Source organism: Streptomyces sp. NBC_00557 (genome assembly GCF_036345995.1).
In the GTDB taxonomy this organism is placed as follows: domain Bacteria; phylum Actinomycetota; class Actinomycetes; order Streptomycetales; family Streptomycetaceae; genus Streptomyces.
The window spans coordinates 1,878,334-1,896,581 of record NZ_CP107796.1; the positions used below are offsets into that span (position 1 = coordinate 1,878,334).

Consider the following 18,248-nt stretch of genomic DNA (forward strand, 5'->3'; position numbering starts at 1 on the left):
TCCCGATCAGTTCCCAGGAGGTGACGACCGTGGCCACGACCCTCGCCAAGGCCGCTGAGTCGGTCGAGTACGCCGCACGCCTCGAGCACGTCTCGAAGTCGTTTCCGACACCCGGCGGGCAGCAGCTCGTCCTGGACGACATCAGCCTCGATGTCGCGCCCGGCGAGTTCGTCACCCTCCTGGGGGCCTCGGGCTGCGGCAAGTCCACCCTGCTGAACCTGGTGGCGGGCCTGGACCGGCCCACCGCCGGGTCCATCACCACGGACGGCCGCCCGGCTCTGATGTTCCAGGAGCACGCCCTGTTCCCGTGGCTGACCGCGGGCAAGAACATCGAACTCGCCCTGAAGCTCAGGGGGGTGCCCAAGCCCGTGCGGCGCGGCAAGGCCGAGGAACTGCTCGAACTGGTCCGGCTGAAGGGCGCGTACGGCAAGCGTGTCCACGAGCTGTCGGGCGGTATGCGGCAGCGGGTGGCGATGGCCCGCGCGCTGGCGCAGGAGAGCAGTCTGCTGCTGATGGACGAGCCGTTCGCGGCGCTGGACGCCATCACCCGCGACGTGCTGCACGACGAGCTGACCCGGATCTGGTCGGAGACCGGCGTGTCGGTGCTGTTCGTGACGCACAACGTGCGCGAGGCGGTGCGGCTCGCCCAGCGGGTCGTGCTGCTCTCCTCCCGTCCGGGCCGGGTGGCCCGCCAGTGGGAGGTCGGCATTCCGCAGCCGCGCCGCATCGAGGACGCGCCCGTGGCGGAACTGTCCCTGGAGATCACCGAGGTACTGCGTGGGGAGATCCGCCGCCATGGCCAGCACTGAGACGACGACCTCTCCCGAGACGGGGAGCGTGGAGGCGGGCCTCGACGCGCTGGAGACCGCGCAGCCGGGCGGTACGCCGCTGCGCCGGACCTTTGTCGACAAGGTGGTCCCGCCGATCACCGCGGTCGTGGTGGTCCTGGTGGTCTGGCAGGGCCTGATCACTCTGAAGATCGTCGACGACCCGACCAAGCTGCCCACCCCGGGTGCGGTCTGGCACGCCTTCCGCAACGACTGGCTGCAGGGCAAGCTGCTCGGCTACATCTGGACCAGCGTCTCGCGGGGTCTGCTCGGCTTCTGCTTCGCGCTGCTGATCGGCACCCCGCTGGGTCTGCTGGTGGCCCGGGTGAGGTTCGTGCGCGCGGCCATCGGCCCGATCCTGTCCGGCCTGCAGTCCCTGCCGTCGGTGGCGTGGGTGCCGCCCGCGGTGATCTGGCTGGGCCTGAACAACTCGATGATGTACGCGGTGATCCTGCTCGGCGCCGTGCCGTCCATCGCCAACGGGCTGGTGTCCGGCGTGGACCAGGTGCCGCCGCTGTTCCTGCGCGCGGGCCGCACCATGGGCGCGACCGGCGTCAGGGGCACCTGGCACGTCACCCTGCCGGCCGCGCTCCCCGGGTATGTGGCCGGCATGAAGCAGGGCTGGGCCTTCTCCTGGCGCTCGCTCATGGCCGCCGAGATCATCGCGAACTTCCCCGACCTGGGCACGGGCCTCGGCCAGCTGCTGGAGAACGCCCGCACCGCCAGCGACATGGCCATGGTGTTCGAGGCCATCCTGCTCATCCTGTTCGTCGGCATCGCCATCGACCTGCTGATCTTCAGCCCGCTGGAGCGCTGGGTGCTGCGCAGCCGCGGGCTGCTGGTGAAGGGCTGACATGAACGAGCCCGTGCTCCTCGTCATCGCCCACGGCAGCCGTGATCCGCGGCATGCCCGCACCGTGCACGCCCTGGTGGAGCGGGTCCGGTCGATGCGGCCGGGGCTGCGCGTGGAGACCGGGTTCCTGGACTTCAACGTGCCGTCCGTGCACGGGGTGCTGCAGTCGCTGGACGGCGACGGGGTGCGGGACGTGGTGGCGCTGCCGCTGCTGCTGACCCGCGCCTTCCACGCCAAGGCCGACATCCCGGCCGTGCTGCGCCAGGCGCCGTCCCGGCTGCGGATCCGGCAGGCCGATGTGCTCGGTCCGTCACCGCTGCTGCGGGCGGCGCTGGAGCGGCGGCTGTACGAGGCGGGGCTGACGCCCGCCGACAAGTCCTCGACCGGGGTCGTGCTGGCCTCGGCGGGGTCCACCGACCCGGAGGCGATCGCAGTGATCGCAGCAATCGCGCGGGAGTGGCGGCACACCGGTTGGTGCGCCGTGCGGCCTGCGTTCGCCTCCGCATCCCTTCCGCGCACCGAGGACGCCGTGGCCGAGCTGCGCGCCCTCGGGTGCGCGCGGGTGGCCGTCGCGCCGTACGTCCTGGCCCCCGGCTTTCTGCCGGACCGCATCGCGCGGGGCGCGGCCGGGGCGGACGTACTGGCGGACGTGCTGGGCCCGGCGCCCGAGGTGGCGCGGGTGCTGCTGGAACGCTACGACGCCGCGCGCCGTCCGGCGCTGACGGCCCTGGGCGCCTGACCGGTCCCCGGCGTCCTCAGCGGGTCACAGATCGAGCCCGGTGAGGAGCTGCCGGGTGTAGTTGAGGCTGGCGGTGCCGGCGCCCGCGGTGATGGCGACGTTCTCCAGCGCGGTGCGGATCCGGCCCCGGTTGGGCGGCAGGCCGTCCTCGGCGGACAGCGCCAGCTCCGCCTGGATGACCTCCCCGTTGCCGGCGATCCCCGGGTACTCGGCCCGCAGGGCCTCGGTGAGCCGGTCGGCGACGGCCATGAGGGTCTCGAGGTCCGGCGGTCCGTTGCGGAGGTCGATGTGACTGAAGTCGGCGGGGCCGTTCCCGAAGGTGTAGCTGCTCATGCGGTGTCCTCGCTTGTGGTCCGAAGGAGTCTTCGGCGGTGGGATGGCTACGGCTTCGCCGCGGGCGGCCGGGATCTGGCTGCCGAAGGCGTTGGGGCGGCCGACGTCACCGGTGTCGCGGGCCGGTGCCCGGCGGCCAGGGGCCGCCATGCAGCGGGCCGGTGAGGGGTGGCACCCGCATACGCGGCCGAGAAGGCCGAAAATCGCCACCCGTCCAGGTGATCGGTGTCCGTTGACCAGGCACCGGAGGCGGTGAGGGGCGCGCGGGGCACCGCTGTCACGCGGCGCACGAGCCGGTGGTCGGGCGCCCCGCGTACGCTGCCGCGCCGCGCCCATGCTCCCGGCCGCCGGGCCGCCGCTCGCCCGGGATGCCGTGCCGGCGCCGGTGGTGGTCCGCCCAACACGCTCATCCGCCCCTCGTCCCCTTCCGGCCGTCTGCGCGCTTCACCCTAGGGACCGCGGGACGCGTTTGTCGCGCGGTTCGGCGACGGCTGGCCCGGGAGGCAGGGCGCGTGGTAAAGGGCAGGGGCCGCCGGGTCCGGCGCTCCCCTGTGACGTCGGACCGCGGCGGCTCTTCGTTCTGCGCCGGGCGCGGTCCGCGTGTCACACGCCCGGCGGGGACGAGGGGTGGTTATCGGCCACCCCCGGATGCCGTCAGTCGAAGCGGAGGGCGCCGGTGCGGGTGCGCTTGAGCTCGAAGAGGTCGGGATGGCGGGCCAGCACCCGGAAGCTGTCGAAGAGTCCGGCCGCCTCCTCGCCCCGCGGCACGGCGCGCAGCACGGGCCCGAACCACACCGTGCCGTCGACGTGGAGGGTCGGCGTGCCCACATAGCCGCCCGTCTCCGGCTCGGCGCCGGCCTCGTGGCTGCGGCGCACCGCGTCGTCGTACGACGGATCGTGCGCGGCGGCCGACAGCTCCGCCGGCAGCCCGAGCTCGGCGAGTGACTCGGCGACGACCCGGTCGAAGTCCTCCGTCCGGGCCTCGTGGATGCGCGTGCCGAACGCGGTGTACAGGTCGCGCAGCACGGTCTCGCCGTGCCGTTCGGCGGCGGCCACGGCGACCCGCACCGGGCCGATGGAGCGGTCGACCAGGTCCCGGTACCAGCCGGGGAGTTCGTTGCCGGTGTTGTGCAGGAAGAGGCTCATCACGTGGAACCGGAGATCGAGGGGGCGCAGCCGCTCGACCTCCAGCAGCCAGCGGGAGGTGATCCAGGCGAAGGGGCAGGCCGGGTCGAAGTAGAAGTCGACCCGGGTCGGTGCGGGTCCGGTGGCGGTGTCGCGGTGCGTCATGGCAGTGACGCTAGTGCCCGATTGGTTCAGCGTCCCGGGCCAATGCGGGATCGCTTCACCGGTCCAATTCCGTCACCGGGCCGGAGCGGTCAGCTCGACCAGTTTGAGCACCGTGTTCCAGTTGCGGCTCGTGGCGATCAGGCCCTTGGTCACCGGCCGGCGGGACAGGGCCTCGGCGAGCTTGGAACGGCCGAGGCCCTCGGGGGCGTACAGGTACAGGCAGCGGTCGCCGAGCCGGAACTCCTCCGGGAGATGGGCGGCGGGGTCGATCTGCGCGAACCGGTCGGGGGTGACCGGCGCGGAGAAGTACGTGACGTGCAGCTGCCTGGGCGCGAGGTCGGCGGCCGGGAACGGGCAGGCCTCGGCGACCGCCTTCAGATAGGCGTGGTCGCGCACGATCACGTCGACCGGGAAGCCGAACCGCTCCTCGATCGCCCGGCTCAGCTCCGCCGCGAGCGAGGCCTCGTCGCCGTGGCCGGCGGTGAACACGGCCTGGCCGCTCTGCAGATGGGTCCGCACACCGGTGTGGCCGAGGCCGGCCAGCAGCGAGCGGAGGTCGGCCATGGGCACCTTCTTGCTGCCGCCGACGTTGATTCCGCGCAACAGCGCCGCGTAGGTCGTCATCCGGCCAGCCTAGAGCGGCCGTCGTGCCCCGTGGGGGCGGGCACGACGGCCGGGGCCCGCGCGGGGCGGGCTCCGCGAAACTCTGGCCGATCCGGGGGTGCCGTATCAACCTCTCCACGCGCCTGTGACTTGTTCAACAAGGTTTCGTAATCACACATCACCGCACCGGCGGCAGATCGGACAGCCCACGTCCCACGGCCGCCGCGACCCCGAGGGTCCTCCCGGGGAAGCCCCGATAGGTGTAAGGGGCCGTCGTCCTCCCCAGTGCCGACACCCGGGCCGCCGAGTTCACCGGGCAGCACGACGAGCCGTGCTCGGGCGGCTCATACCGTCGTACGGAGCAAGCGCAGACGTGGCGGCACCCGGTCGCCACCGCACACGAGGGGGAAGGCCCGCGATGGGGAACAGGGATGTGCGGGTGCGGGGGCTGGCCGCCCGCGCCGGCGGCTGGAGTGCCCGGCACCGCTGGGCGGCGGTCGGCATATGGGTGCTGTTCGTCGTGCTGGCCATGGGGCTGGGCTCGGCGGCGGGCCGGGTCGACGTCGACGAGAACAACCAGCTCAAGGGCGAGACACACACCGCCGCGCAGATCATCGACGACGCAGGCATCAAGCAGCCGGCCGGGGAGACCGTGCTGATCCAGGCGAAGTCCGGTGGTCTCACGGCGACTTCGGCCGAGTTCCGGGCCGCCGTCGCGGACGTGGTGAAGGCGGTCGAAGGCACCGGGAAGGTCACGGCCGTGACCTCGCCGTACGACACGCACACCGTCTCCCGCGACGGTCGCAGCGCGCTGGTGCAGTTCGACATGCGCGGCGACGCGAAGACGGCCGTCGACCGGGTGGAGCCGGTGCTGAACGCCGTCGCCGGGGTGCAGAAGGCGCACGGCTCGCTGCGGATCGAGGAGATCGGCGGCGCCAGCATGCAGAAGCAGTACAAGGACGCCTTCGGGGACGACTTCAAGCAGGCCGAGTACTCGGCGGTGCCGGTGGCGCTCGGCATCCTGCTGATCGCCTTCGGCGCCCTGGTGGCGGCGCTGCTGCCGGTGGCCCTCGCGATCACCGCGATCATGGCGACGATGGGCCTGATGGGCGTCGTCAGCCATCTGCAGCCGATGAGCGACACCGCCAACTCCGTGATGCTGCTGGTCGGTATGGCCGTCGGCGTCGACTACTGCCTGTTCTACCTGCGCCGCGAGCGCGAGGAGCGGCAGGCCGGGCGGGACCCGGGCACGGCCCTCAGGATCGCCGCCGCCACCAGCGGACGGGCGGTCATCGTCTCCGGTGTCACGGTGTGCGTGGCGATGGCGGGCATGCTGTTCACCGGGCTCGCCGAGTTCGAGGCGATGGGCCTGGCCTCGCTGATGGTGGTCGCGGTCGCCATGGTCGGGTCGGTGACCGTCCTGCCGGCGCTGCTGTCGCTGCTCGGCGAGCGCGTGGAGAAGGGCCGCATCCCGTTCCTGAGCCGGCGCGGCGGCAAGCGGGCCGCGGGCGACGGCAGCCGGCTCTGGACCGCCGTGCTGCGCGCCGTGCTGGCCAGGCCGCTGGTCTCGGTCGTGGTGGCGGCCGGTGCCCTGCTGGCGGTCGCGGCGCCCGCGCTCGGCATGAAGACCCAGCAGCTCACCCTGGACCAGGAGTTCGGCACGTCGCTGCCGATCGTGCAGACCTACAACCGGATCAACGACGCCTTCCCGGGCGGCAGCGAGCCGGCCCAGGTCGTCGTCAAGGCCAAGGACATCGGCGCGCCCGAGGTGCGGCAGGCCCTCGCCGCCTTCCAGCAGCGGGCGATCTCCTCGGGTGCCTCGCGCGGCCCGATCGACATCCGGGTGCACGACGCGCAGAACGTCGCCGTGGTCTCGGTGCCGCTGGTCGGCGGCTCCGACATGGACCGGGCGGTCAGGAGCCTGGACAAGCTGCGCGACGAGGTGCGGCCCGCCACGCTCGGCACGGTGGACGGCGTCGAGGCGCCGATCACCGGGCAGGTGGCCGGCAACCACGACTTCAACGACCAGCTGCTCGGCTCCGTCGTCCCGGTCTTCGCCTTCGTGATCGTCTTCGCCTTCCTGCTGATGCTGCTGTCGTTCCGCTCGCTGACCGTCGCGATCACCTCCATCGTGCTCAACCTGCTGTCGGTGGGCGCCGCGTACGGCATCCTCGTCGCGGTCTTCCAGCACGGCTGGGGCGCGTCGCTGGTGGGCGCGCAGGGCGTCGGCGCGATCGTGACCTGGCTGCCGCTGTTCCTGTTCGTGATCCTGTTCGGGCTGTCGATGGACTACCACGTGTTCGTGGTGTCCCGGATCCGCGAGGCCCGGATGAGCGGCCGTACGACGAAGGACGCGATCCGGCACGGCGTGGTCACCACGGCCGGCGTCGTCACCAGTGCCGCGGTCATCATGGTCGCCGTGTTCGCGATCTTCGGCACACTGTCGATGCAGTCCATGAAGCAGATGGGCGTGGGTCTGGCCGCGGCGGTCCTCATCGACGCGACGGTCATCCGCGGTGTGCTGCTGCCGGCCGTGATGGCCCTGCTCGGCGAGCGCAACTGGTACCTGCCGAAGTGGCTGCACCGGCTGCCCGACCTGACCCACGACGAGGGGCCCGACGCCGGAGCCTTCCGGCAGGCACGCGGGGAGGGCGAGCGGGAGCGGCTGCCGGTGTGACGGTGCGCCCACCGGGTGGGACGGTTACGGCCCTGCGCGGATGCGGGGCGTGGGGGCTGGTCGCGCCCGCGCGGCGGAGCCGCATGTCGACACGGCCCCGCGCCCCTTCGGGGCACGTCCGTGCTGGGCGTGCCTGATGGGTGACCTGTGCCAATGCGAGACTGGGCGGATACGGCAGACGGCACAGCGGGACGGTGTGGAGGCGGCGGGATGGACGAGGCGCGGGCGCGGGGTGTACTGGCCGCGGCGGGGGTCGTGCCGGGGCCGGCCGGGGACGCGGCGCTGCTCGCCCTCGGCGAGAACGCGGTGTTCGCGGCCGGTGACCTCGTGGTGAAGGTGGGCCGGGACGCCGAGTTGCTGGAGCGGGCCCGGCGCGAGGTGGAGATCGCCGGCTGGCTGGCCGAGGCGGGCGTGCCGGCGGTACGGCCGGCCGAGCCGAAGCCGCGGCTGGTCGAGGGCCACCCGGTGACGGTGTGGCACCGGCTGCCGGATCCGGTGCGGCCCGCCGAACCGCGCGATCTGGCCCGGCTGCTGCGCCTGGTGCACGCACTGCCCTCTCCTCCTTTCGCCTTGCCGCCCCGCGAGCTGCTGGGCGGCGTGGAGCGGTGGCTGCGGCTGGCGGGTGACGCGATCGACCCCGAGGACGCCGCCTACCTCCGCGCGCGCCGGGACGGGTTCGCGGCGCAGGCCGCCGCGCTGACGCCCCATCTGCCGCCGGGGCCGGTCCACGGCGACGCGCTGCCCCGCAATGTGCACGTCGGACCGGACGGGCCGGTCCTGGTCGACCTGGAGACCTTCTCCGCCGACCTGCGCGAACACGACCTGGTGGTCATGGCGCTCTCCCGCGACCGGTACGGGCTGCCGGCCGAGGCGTACGACTCCTTCGTCCGGACGTACGGGTGGGACGTGCGGGAGTGGGAGGGCTGTGCGGTGCTGCGCGGCGCCCGGGAGACGGCGAGCTGCGCCTGGGTGGCCCAGCACGCGCCGGGCAATCCGAAGGCGCTGGCCGAGTTCCGGCGGCGGGTCGCGTCGCTGCGGGACGGGGACGAGACCGTCCGCTGGTACCCGTTCTGACGGGCTCCGGTGTTTTCAGGCACCCGGTGTCCGAGCCGAGCCCTGGACGTCGCGCAGCCCGGCTATACCGGCCGGCTCTCGGCCGGCTCCTCCCGCAGGGGCCATGTCGCGTCCACCACCGCCCCCGCGTCCCCCTTGCTCCGCAGGAACGCCTGGAAGTCCGCCGCCCACTGCGCGTACCACTCGATCTGCCGCAGGTGGAGGTCGGCCGGCGGCAGGGACGCGATCTTCGGGTGGCGGTCGGCTATCGCGGACGCGAGCCGCGCCGCGGCCAGGGCGTCGGCCGGGGCCGTGTGGGCGGCGTCGAGGGTGATGCCGTACTCGGCGCAGACCGCTTCCAGGTTCCGCTTGCCGCGGCGGTAGCGGTCGACCCAGCGGTCGATGGTGTAGGGGTCGATGACCGGGGCCGGGGCCAGGCCGCCCAGGCGGTCGGCGAGGGACGGCAGGGCGTGCCGCCGGAGTTCGGCGGAGAGCAGGGTGAGGTCGAAGGCCGCGTTGTAGGCGACGACCGGGACGCCCGTCCTCCAGTAGCCCACCAGGGTGTCGGCGATGGAGTCGGCCACCCGGTCGGCCGGGTGGCCCTCGGCCGTCGCCCGCGCGGTGCTGATGCCGTGCACCGCCACCGCGTCGGCCGGGATCTCCACGCCCGGATCGGCCAGCCATTCCCTGCGGCCCATGGGCTCACCGGCCCTGACCTCGATCACCGCGCCGGTGACGATGCGCGCCTCGCGCGGATCGGTCCCGGTCGTCTCCAGGTCGAAGCCGATCAGCAGCTCCCGGTGCCAGCCCATGGGCGGCCCCCCTTCTTGGTGGTGCGTTCCCCCAGTGGCCTCCACCCTCGCACGCGGCACTGACAATCAGAGGATCGCGTTCCGCTTGCGCCGGTGGACAGTTCAGGACACCGGACGCGAATCGGCCCAGGCCAGCTCGAACTCCTCACGGTATGTCGGAAAGAGCCCCGCTTCGCCCGCGTCATCCGACTTGACCAGCTTGCTGCCGTTGCGCAGCACCAGCACCGGCGACTCCATCCCGCGCGCCCCGCGCAGATAGGACTGCACCACGGCGATGCCGTCGGCGCCGTCGCCGTCCACCAGGTAGGCGGTGAAGCGCGGTGTCTCGTCGTAGACCTGGATCTCGAAGGCGCCCGGGTCGCGCAGCCGGGAGCGCACCCGGCGCATGTGCAGGATGTTCATCTCGACGGACCGGCTCAGTTCGCCCCGTTTCATCCCGAGTTCGCGTTCGCGGCGTTTGACCGAGCTGGAGGCCGGGTTGAGGAAGAGCAGCCGTACCCGGCAGCCGGATTCGGCGAGCCGGACCAGGCGGCGGCCGGAGAAGTTCTGCACCAGCAGGTTGAGGCCGATGCCGATGGCGTCGAGGCGGCGGGCGCCGCCGAAGAGGTCCTCGGCGGGGAACTGGCGCATCAGCCGCACCCGGTCGGGGTGGACGGCGACGACGTCGGCGTACCGGTCGCCGACCAGGTCCTCGACGGCGTCCACGGGCAGCCGGCGCGCGGAGGGCACGTCGCCGCCGGCGCCGAGCATCTCCAGCAGCCGGGCGGAGGCCCGCTCGGCCTGGCTCAGGACCGCCCCGGACAGCGCCCGGTTGCGGGAGACGACGTTACGGGTCACCTCGAGCTCGTCCAGGGCGAGTTCGAGGTCGCGGCGCTCGTCGAAGTACGGCTCGAAGCAGGGCCAGTGCTGCACCATCAGCTCGCGCAGCTGCGGCAGGGTGAGGAAGCTGAGCACGTTGTCGTCGGCCGGGTCGAGCAAGTAGCCCTTGCGGCGGCTGACTTCACGGACGGCGACCGCGCGCTGCACCCACTCCTGCCCGGCCGGGCCGGCCGCGGCGACCACCCAGTCGTCCCCGTGGACGGGTTCGTAGACCGGGCGCAGCACGGCGGCGACGACCGCGCGCAGCCGCTGTTCGACGAGGTTCAGCCAGATGTAGGCCCGGCCGGCCCGCTGGGCGCGGGTGCGCACCTCGCGCCAGGCGTCGGCGTCCCAGTCCAGCTCCGGCCCGATGGACCCCGCGTCCATCGGGCGGGCCAGGGACACCGCGCCGGGCGGGACGTCTGTGGAGTTCCCCTCGTGACCCTCGTCACCAGGGGGCAGCTCCAGGCCTCCCGAGCCCACCCGTGCACCGCCTTCCGCTCCCCCGGGCCTTTCCCAGTCTCAACGATCAAGGAAGGGTACTCCGCGAGCGGTGGGCGGTGCAGCCGGATGGACAGGTCGGTTTCTCAACTGTTTTGCTCAACTCCGCGTTGTCCAGTGGCCGTTCCGCCGTGCGAGGTCACGCGGAGTGAGCGGATTCATAGCCGTCCACGCCGCGGGCGCGTGCGGCAGACCTCGGCGGGTGGACCCCCGGGAGCGCCGGCCCCGGTCACGCGCAGTGGGGGCGGGAGCCGGGGTTCCACCGGATCGTCGCGGTGCACGGCGACCGGCAGCCGCGGGTGGGGGAGGTGAGCCGCCGATCCTCCTGGTAACCCCATCGGAGTACATGTCGTCCCCACTGAGGCGGCTCACAGCGGGTACCGGAGTCGCCGGGTGCGCCGGTCGGTGGGTAAGAAGTCACGGAGGTTCCGTCAATTCGGGGAGACTCGGGGGCCAAGGCGGCCCCGGGGCGGCGGCACACCTGGGAGAGTCGTAGCCATGCAGGTCTGGCCTGGAGAGGCGTATCCGCTCGGCGCCACCTATGACGGCGCCGGAACCAACTTCGCGGTCTTCACGGAGGCCGCGGACCGAGTAGAGCTGTGTCTGCTGCACGACGACGGCTCGGAGACGGCGGTGGAACTCCGCGAGAGCGACGCGTTCGTGCGGCACGCGTACGTGCCGGGCGTGATGCCGGGGCAGCGGTACGGGTTCCGGGTGCACGGCCCGTACGACCCCGGGCGCGGGCTGCGCTGCAACTCCGCGAAGCTGCTGCTCGACCCGTACGCGAAGGCGATCAGCGGCACGGTCCGCTGGGGCGAGGAGGTGTACGGCTACCACTTCGGCGCGCCGGACAGCCGCAACGACCTGGACTCGGCTCCGCACACCATGGCGTCCGTGGTGATCAACCCGTACTTCGACTGGGGCGACGACCGGCCGCCGCGCACCGAGTACCACCACACGGTGATCTACGAGGCGCACGTCAAGGGCCTGACCATGCGCCACCCGGGTCTGCCCGAGGAGCTGCGGGGCACGTACGCGGCGCTCGCGCACCCCGCGGTCATCGAACACCTGACCAAGCTCGGGGTGACGGCGCTGGAGCTGATGCCCGTCCACCAGTTCGTGAACGACCACCGGCTGGTCGACATGGGCCTGAGCAACTACTGGGGCTACAACACGATCGGGTTCTTCGCCCCGCACAACGCCTACGCCTCCTGGGGCGACCGCGGGCAGCAGGTGCTGGAGTTCAAGTCGGCGGTCCGGGCGCTGCACGAGGCCGGGATCGAGGTCATCCTGGACGTCGTCTACAACCACACCGCCGAGGGCAACCATCTGGGCCCCACGCTGTCCTTCAAGGGCATCGACAACCCGTCGTACTACCGGCTCATGGACGACCGGCGCTACTACATGGACACCACGGGCACCGGGAACTCGCTGCTGATGCGGTCCCCGCACGTGCTCCAGCTGATCATGGACTCGCTGCGGTACTGGGTCACCGAGATGCACGTCGACGGGTTCCGGTTCGACCTCGCGGCGACCCTGGCCCGGCAGTTCCACGAGGTCGACCGGCTGTCGTCGTTCTTCGACCTGGTGCAGCAGGACCCGGTGGTCTCCCAGGTGAAGCTGATCGCCGAGCCGTGGGACGTGGGCGAGGGCGGCTACCAGGTGGGCAACTTCCCGCCGCTGTGGACCGAGTGGAACGGCAAGTACCGGGACACGGTGCGCGACCTGTGGCGGGGCGAGCCGCGGGCGCTCGCGGAGTTCGCCTCGCGGCTGACCGGCTCCTCGGACCTCTACCAGGACGACGGCCGCCGCCCGCTCGCCTCGATCAACTTCGTCACCTGCCACGACGGCTTCACCCTGCACGATCTCGTCTCGTACAACGACAAGCACAACGCGGCCAACGGCGAGGACAACCGGGACGGCGAGAGCCACAACCGGTCCTGGAACTGCGGGGTGGAGGGCGAGACCGACGACCCCGGCGTGCTCGCGCTGCGCGCCCGGCAGATGCGGAACTTCATCGCCACGCTCATGCTGTCCCAGGGCGTGCCGATGATCAGCCACGGCGACGAGTTCGCCCGCACCCAGCGCGGCAACAACAACGCGTACTGCCAGGACAACGAGCTGTCGTGGCTGCACTGGCCGGAGCCGGCGGACGGCGACCTGCTGGAGTTCACGCGCGCGATGGTGTGGCTGCGGCGGGATCACCCGGTCCTGCGCCGGCGCCGGTTCTTCCACGGCCGTCCCGTGGAGGGCACTCACGACGACCTGTCCGACATCGCCTGGTTCACCCCGGAGGGCACCGAGATGACCCAGCGGGACTGGGACTCGGCGCCCGCGTCCGCGCTGACGGTGTTCCTCAACGGCAACGCGATCTCCGAGCCCGGGCCGCGCGGGGAACGCATCACCGACGACTCCTTCCTGCTGATGTTCAACGCCTCCCCGCAGCCGCTGGACTTCCTGGTGCCGGTGAACCACGGCCGGCAGTGGCAGGTGGTGGTCGACACGGCCCGTCCGGAGGGGGTGCCGCCGGGGTCCGGGCCGAAGGTCGGGGCCGGCGACCGGCTCACCCTGCCGGACCGCAGTCTGACGGTGCTGCAACGGCCGGCGTGAGCCGGGCCGCGCGGCGGGCGGCCCCGCCGGGCGGGGCCGCCCGCCCGGTACGCGCGCGTGGCGGACGTTTTCGCCCGGTGGGCCGGATGGGCGAGGATGCGTCCGTTCAGGCGGCGATGACACGAAAGGCGGCGGGCTGGGTACGTAGGTTTCCATGACTTCCGCCCGACCCGGACCGGCAGTGCCCACCGCCACCTACCGGCTGCAGCTCCAGCCCGCGTTTCCGTTCGCGGCCGCCGCGGCGGCCGTACCGTACCTGGCGTCGCTCGGCGTCTCGCATCTGCATCTCTCGCCCGTCCTGGAGGCCGTGCCCGGCTCCCCGCACGGCTACGACGTGGTGGACCACACGCGCGTGCGCGAGGAACTCGGCGGCGAGGAGGGCCTTCGATGGCTGGCCCGGACCGCGCGCGAGCACGGTCTCGGCCTCGTGGCCGACATCGTGCCGAACCACATGGCCATGGCGCCCCGGCACAACGCCCCCCTGTGGGAGGTGCTGCGCGAGGGGCCCGGCTCGCCGTACGCGCGCTGGTTCGACATCGACTGGGAGGCGCAGGGCGGGCAGGTGCTGCTGCCGGTGCTCGGCGGCCCGCTCGCCTCCCAGCTGGAGCACCTCGTGGTCGACGGCGACGTGCTGCGCTACCACGAGCACGCCTTCCCGCTGCGCGCGGGCACCGCCGGCCTGCCGCTGCCGGAGCTGCTGGACGCCCAGTGGTACCGCCCGGTGTGGTGGCGGCTGGCCCGTACGGAGCTGAACTACCGGCGGTTCTTCAGCATCTCGGAGCTGATCGGGGTGCGCGTGGAGGACCCGGAGGTGTTCGAGGCCACCCACGCCAAGATCCTCCAGCTGCTGCACGAGGGCGTGCTCGACGGACTGCGCGTCGACCACCCCGACGGGCTCGCCGACCCCGACGGCTACCTCGCGCGGCTGCACGAGGCGACCGGCGGGCGCTGGACGGTGGTGGAGAAGATCCTCGCCGACGGCGAGCGGCTCCCGGCGTCCTGGCCCGTCGCGGGCACCACCGGCTACGACGCCCTCCGGCAGATCGACGGCCTGTTCACCGACCAGACCGGGGCGTACGAACTGCTGGGCCGCTACCGGGCGTTCGCCGCGCCGCAGACGGACCGGGGCGGCAACTGGGAGGCGACGGTACGGCGCGCCGCCTACAAGGTGCTCACACACGAGCTGGCCACCGAGACCGACCGGCTCACCCGGGCGGCCACCCGGCTCTGCGCGACCTCGCCGGACCTGGACCTGCGCGACCGGGCGCCCTGGGCCCTGCGCACGGCCGTGGAGGAGCTGCTGGTGCGGATGCGGGTCTACCGGCCGTACGCCTCCACCGACGCCGCCTCCGTCATCACCGAGGACGCCGCCGAGGAGGCCCGGCTCGCCTTCGTGGTGCCCGAGGAGGCGGACGCCGTCGGCGTCGTGCGCCGGCTGCTCGTCGAGCCGCCCGGCGATCCGTCGGCGCCGGACCACGCCGGCCGGGTGGAGTTCCGCACCCGGTTCGCGCAGACCGCGTCGGCGCTGCGCGCCAAGTCGGTGGAGGACACGGCGTTCTACCGCTACGTGCCGCTGCTGTCGGCGACCGAGGTGGGCGGCGACCCGGGCCGGCCCGGGGTGTCGCCGGAGGACTTCCACGCGTACTGCGCACGCATGCAGCGCGACTGGCCGGACACCGGCACGGTGGTCTCCACGCACGACACCAAGCGCAGCGCCGACGTCCGCGCCGCGCTGGCCGTCCTCACCGAGTGCCCCGACCGGTGGGCGGAGCTGCTGGCCGAGGTGAACCGGCCCGAGGAGGGCGTGGGCGTGCCGGACGGGCAGCTGGCCTGGGCGGCCTGGCAGACGGTGTTCGGGCTGGGCCCCGCCGAGGAGGAGCGGGTGCAGCAGGCGCTGCTGAAGCACGCGCGCGAGGCGGGCATGTACACCAGCTGGACGGAGCAGGAACCGCCGTACGAGGAGGCGGTGGCGGCGTTCGTCGCGGCCGGGCCGTGCGGCCCGCCCGGCGAGCGCGTGGCCGCGTTCCGCAAGGCGCTGGAGCCGCACATCCGGGCCAACGTGCTCGGCACGGCCCTGGTCCATCTGACGATGCCCGGAGTGCCGGACCTGTATCAGGGCACGGAGGGCGAGTACCGGGCGCTGGTGGACCCGGACAACCGGCGTCCGGTGTCCTTCCCGCCGGAGGTGCCCGGCGAGAAGGACGCGCTGACCGCGGCGGCCCTGCGGCTGCGCGCCCGGCGTCCCGCCGCCTTCGGCGCGTCCGGGTCCTACGACCCGCTGACCGCCGAGGGCCCGGCGGCCGGGCACTGTGTGGCGTTCGCGCGCTCCGGCGAGGTCGTCACGGCGGTGACCCGGCTCTCCCTCCGGCTCGCCGAGACGGGCGGCTGGCGGGAAACCCGCCTCACCCTGCCGCCCGGCCGCTGGACGGACGTCCTCACCCCGGACCGGGAGTTCACCGGCGACACACCTCTGGCCGACCTCTTCGACCAGTGGCCGGTGGCACTCCTGGAGCGGACGGAGGATGCGTGAGCCCCCGGGCTCAGCGCAGCTCTTGTGGGGCTGGCAGGTCGTCGACCCCATGCCCCTGCACGCCGGGCGCGCCGTCGGCCCCCTGCTCTGCGTGCCGGTCGATGGGCGTGGCCCGGCCGTCGGGCGGCGCTGTCGGCGTGGGCCATGTGGTGCGCAGGAGGTCCACGAAGGCCTCGGCGGCGCCGGTGGGCGGCACGCGCGCGTAGACGGCGAGGGGGCGCTTCCAGGCCGGGTCGGGGGTGAGGATGGCGCAGTCCTCGCCCACCGCCCCGCGCACGACGTCGGCCGACGCCACGCACACCCCGACCCCGGCGGCGGCCATGCGCACGGCCGTCGAGGTGTGCTCGGTCCACACGGCGGTGCGCGGCCGGAACCCGGCCTTCCCGCAGGCCCAGTCGAGGAACCGCTCACCCTGGACGACGGGTTCCAGCGCGCAGCGGACCCAGGCCCGGTCCACCAGCTCCGGCAGCCGCACCGTCGTACGGCCCGCGAGCCGGTCGTCGAACGGGACCACCAGGACCAGCTCCTCCTCGCCGACCGGTACGACGGTGCCGGGCGGGTCGGCGGGCACCGGGCCGAAGGCGAGGTCGGCGGTGCCGCGCTGCACGGCCTCCTCCAGGGCCTCGGCGGTGGCGTACTCGTGCAGCCGCAGCAGGACCCGGGGACGGGCGGCGCGCCAGCGGGCGAAGACGTCGGGCAGGACGCCGACGGCGAGGGAGTGCAGGGTGGCGACGTGCAGTTCGCCGCCCTCGGCGCCGGCGGTGGCGCGGGCCGCCCGGCGGGCCTGCGCGGCGCTGCGGACGGCGAGTTCGGCGTGCGGCAGGAAGGCCCGCCCCATCGGGGTGAGGCGCACACCGCGCGCCATGCGCTCCAGCAGGGCGCCGCCGACCGACTTCTCCAGGGCCTTGATCTGGTGCGAGAGCGCGGGCTGCGTGACGTGCAGGACGTCCGCCGCACGGGTGAACGACGCCTCCTGGACGACCGTCACGAAGTACTCCATCTGCCGCAGGCTCAACTCCCCGCCCTCCCATGAAGATCCTGCATGGCTTCCACAAGAACATTGCCTTGGACGCATGGCAAGCGAGGGGCGCAGGGTGGTGCCCATGACCATCACCACAGCGGATGTCCTCGTCATCGGCGGCGGCACCGGCGGGTACAGCACCGCCCTGCGCGCCGCCGCCCTCGGTCTCGACGTCGTCCTCGTCGAACGCGACAAGGTCGGCGGCACCTGTCTGCACCGCGGCTGCATCCCCAGCAAGGCGATGCTGCACGCCGCCGAGCTGGTCGACGGCATCGCCGAGGCGCGCGAGCGGTGGGGCGTGAAGGCCACGCTGGACTCGGTGGACTGGGCGGCGCTGGTGGCCACCCGGGACGACATCGTGGTGCGCAACCACAAGGGCGTCGAGGCGCATCTGGCGCACGCCGGTGTGCGGGTGGTCCGGGGCAGCGCCCGGCTGACGGGGCCGCGGACGGTACGCGTGGAGGAGGCCCCGGTGGATGCCGCGCCCGGCGTACGGCCGCAGTCCGCACCCGGCGCGCGGGAACTCACCGCCCGTCGCGGGATCGTGCTCGCCACCGGCTCGCGCCCGCGCACGCTCCCCGGCCTCACGCCCGACGGGCGGCGCGTGGTGACCAGCGACGACGCCCTGTTCGCGCCGGGCCTGCCGGCGTCCGTGCTGGTGCTGGGCGGCGGCGCGATCGGCGTGGAGTACGCCTCCTTCCACCGGTCGATGGGCGCCGAGGTCACCCTGGTCGAGGCCGCCGACCGGATCGTTCCGCTGGAGGACGCCGACGTGAGCCGGCATCTGACGCGCGGCCTGAAGAAACGCGGGATCGACGTGCGGGCGGGCGCCCGGCTGCTGGACGCGGAGGTGCTGGCGGACGGCGTACGCGCGCGTGTGCGCACCGCGCGGGGAGAGGTGCGCACCGTCGAGGCGGAGCGGCTGCTGGTGGCCGTCGGCCGGGCGCCGGTCACCGAGGGCCTGGACCTGGCCGCGGCCGGCCTTACGGCGGACGCGCGGGGGTTCGTTGTACCGGCGGACTGGAACCGGCTGGAGACGGCCGTGCCGGGCGTGCACGTCGTCGGGGACCTGCTGCCGCCGCCGTCGCCCGGGCTCGCCCACGCCTCGTTCGCGGAGGGCCTGCTGGTCGCCGAGACGCTGGCCGGGCGGGTGCCGGCCCCGGTGGACTACGCGGCCGTGCCCCGGGTGACGTACTCCGCGCCGCAGACCGCCTCGGTGGGGCTGAGCGAGAGCGAGGCACGCGCGCGTGGGCGCGAGGTCGAGGTGAACACGATGCCGCTGACCGCCGTGGCCAAGGGCATGGTGCACGGTCAGGGCGGCATGGTGAAGGTCGTCGCCGAGGCCGGCGGCGGTCGGGTGCTCGGTGTGCACCTGGTCGGCCCGCACGTGTCGGAGATGATCGCCGAGAGCCAGCTGATCGTCGGCTGGGACGCCGAGCCCTCGGACGTGGCCCGGCACGTGCACGCGCACCCGACGCTGTCGGAGGCGGTGGGCGAGGTGTTCCTGACGCTCGCGGGACGCGGCCTGCACCAGCAGTGAC

Annotated in this window: 14 protein-coding genes; 8 read left to right on the forward strand and 6 right to left on the reverse strand. The window is 73.3% G+C overall.

The features are described 5' to 3' along the window. The first annotated feature begins 5 nt into the window (after positions 1 to 5). From OG956_RS07595 to OG956_RS07605, 3 genes are read left to right on the forward strand one after another with little or no spacing between them, the layout of a single operon-like run. Positions 6 to 809: an ABC transporter ATP-binding protein gene (locus OG956_RS07595; protein WP_330342770.1), complete on the forward strand. Its 804-nt coding sequence runs from the start codon at positions 6 to 8 to the stop codon at positions 807 to 809. Beyond that, complete coding sequence (locus OG956_RS07600; RefSeq protein WP_330337174.1) at positions 796 to 1,680, forward strand: ABC transporter permease; 885 nt, start codon at positions 796 to 798, stop codon at positions 1,678 to 1,680. Before OG956_RS07595 ends, OG956_RS07600 begins: the two co-directional genes overlap by 14 nt. 1 nt (position 1,681) lies before the next feature. Further along, the gene (locus OG956_RS07605; protein ID WP_330337175.1) at positions 1,682 to 2,419 is read left to right on the forward strand and encodes a sirohydrochlorin chelatase; all 738 of its coding nucleotides are present in this window, start codon (positions 1,682 to 1,684) and stop codon (positions 2,417 to 2,419) included. Positions 2,420 to 2,443: 24 nt separating this feature from the next. On the opposite strand, the gene OG956_RS07610 is transcribed toward OG956_RS07605, so the two are convergent. From OG956_RS07610 to OG956_RS07620, 3 genes are all read right to left on the reverse strand, one after another. Further along, positions 2,444 to 2,752: a hypothetical protein gene (locus OG956_RS07610; protein ID WP_330337176.1), complete on the reverse strand. Its 309-nt coding sequence runs from the start codon at positions 2,750 to 2,752 to the stop codon at positions 2,444 to 2,446. A 654-nt stretch (positions 2,753 to 3,406) separates the two neighbouring features. Continuing rightward, complete coding sequence (locus tag OG956_RS07615) at positions 3,407 to 4,042, reverse strand: mycothiol-dependent nitroreductase Rv2466c family protein (RefSeq protein WP_330337177.1); 636 nt, start codon at positions 4,040 to 4,042, stop codon at positions 3,407 to 3,409. Positions 4,043 to 4,114: 72 nt separating this feature from the next. Next, complete coding sequence (locus OG956_RS07620) at positions 4,115 to 4,666, reverse strand: DUF1697 domain-containing protein (protein WP_330337178.1); 552 nt, start codon at positions 4,664 to 4,666, stop codon at positions 4,115 to 4,117. Between the two features lie 397 nt (positions 4,667 to 5,063). Here OG956_RS07620 and OG956_RS07625 point away from each other — a divergent pair, with 397 nt between their 5' ends. Next, a complete protein-coding gene (locus tag OG956_RS07625; protein ID WP_330337179.1) occupies positions 5,064 to 7,322 on the forward strand; it encodes an MMPL family transporter in 2,259 nt (752 codons plus the stop codon). 210 nt (positions 7,323 to 7,532) lie between these two features. After that, complete coding sequence (locus OG956_RS07630) at positions 7,533 to 8,396, forward strand: phosphotransferase enzyme family protein (RefSeq protein ID WP_330337180.1); 864 nt, start codon at positions 7,533 to 7,535, stop codon at positions 8,394 to 8,396. A 62-nt stretch (positions 8,397 to 8,458) separates the two neighbouring features. On the opposite strand, the gene OG956_RS07635 is transcribed toward OG956_RS07630, so the two are convergent. Together OG956_RS07635 and OG956_RS07640 are read right to left on the reverse strand one after the other, a co-directional pair. Further along, positions 8,459 to 9,187 carry a 3'-5' exonuclease gene (locus OG956_RS07635; protein ID WP_330337181.1) on the reverse strand — a complete coding sequence of 243 codons (729 nt, stop codon included), beginning with the start codon at positions 9,185 to 9,187 and terminating at the stop codon, positions 8,459 to 8,461. A gap of 102 nt (positions 9,188 to 9,289) precedes the next feature. Further along, positions 9,290 to 10,528 (reverse strand): SAV2148 family HEPN domain-containing protein, encoded by a 1,239-nt coding sequence (locus tag OG956_RS07640; RefSeq protein ID WP_330337182.1) that lies wholly within the window; start codon positions 10,526 to 10,528, stop codon positions 9,290 to 9,292. A 516-nt stretch (positions 10,529 to 11,044) separates the two neighbouring features. Here OG956_RS07640 and glgX point away from each other — a divergent pair. Further along, a complete protein-coding gene (gene glgX / locus OG956_RS07645; RefSeq protein WP_330337183.1) occupies positions 11,045 to 13,156 on the forward strand; it encodes a glycogen debranching protein GlgX in 2,112 nt (703 codons plus the stop codon). A gap of 154 nt (positions 13,157 to 13,310) precedes the next feature. Beyond that, the gene (treY, locus tag OG956_RS07650) at positions 13,311 to 15,686 is read left to right on the forward strand and encodes a malto-oligosyltrehalose synthase (protein WP_330337184.1); all 2,376 of its coding nucleotides are present in this window, start codon (positions 13,311 to 13,313) and stop codon (positions 15,684 to 15,686) included. A gap of 10 nt (positions 15,687 to 15,696) precedes the next feature. Here the strand turns inward: treY and OG956_RS07655 are convergent, their stop codons facing one another. Next, positions 15,697 to 16,701 carry a LysR family transcriptional regulator gene (locus OG956_RS07655; protein ID WP_330337185.1) on the reverse strand — a complete coding sequence of 335 codons (1,005 nt, stop codon included), beginning with the start codon at positions 16,699 to 16,701 and terminating at the stop codon, positions 15,697 to 15,699. Positions 16,702 to 16,789: 88 nt separating this feature from the next. Here OG956_RS07655 and lpdA point away from each other — a divergent pair, with 88 nt between their 5' ends. After that, positions 16,790 to 18,247, forward strand: a complete 1,458-nt coding sequence (gene lpdA, locus OG956_RS07660) for a dihydrolipoyl dehydrogenase (protein ID WP_330337186.1) — start codon at positions 16,790 to 16,792, stop codon at positions 18,245 to 18,247. The last annotated feature ends 1 nt before the right edge of the window (position 18,248 follow it).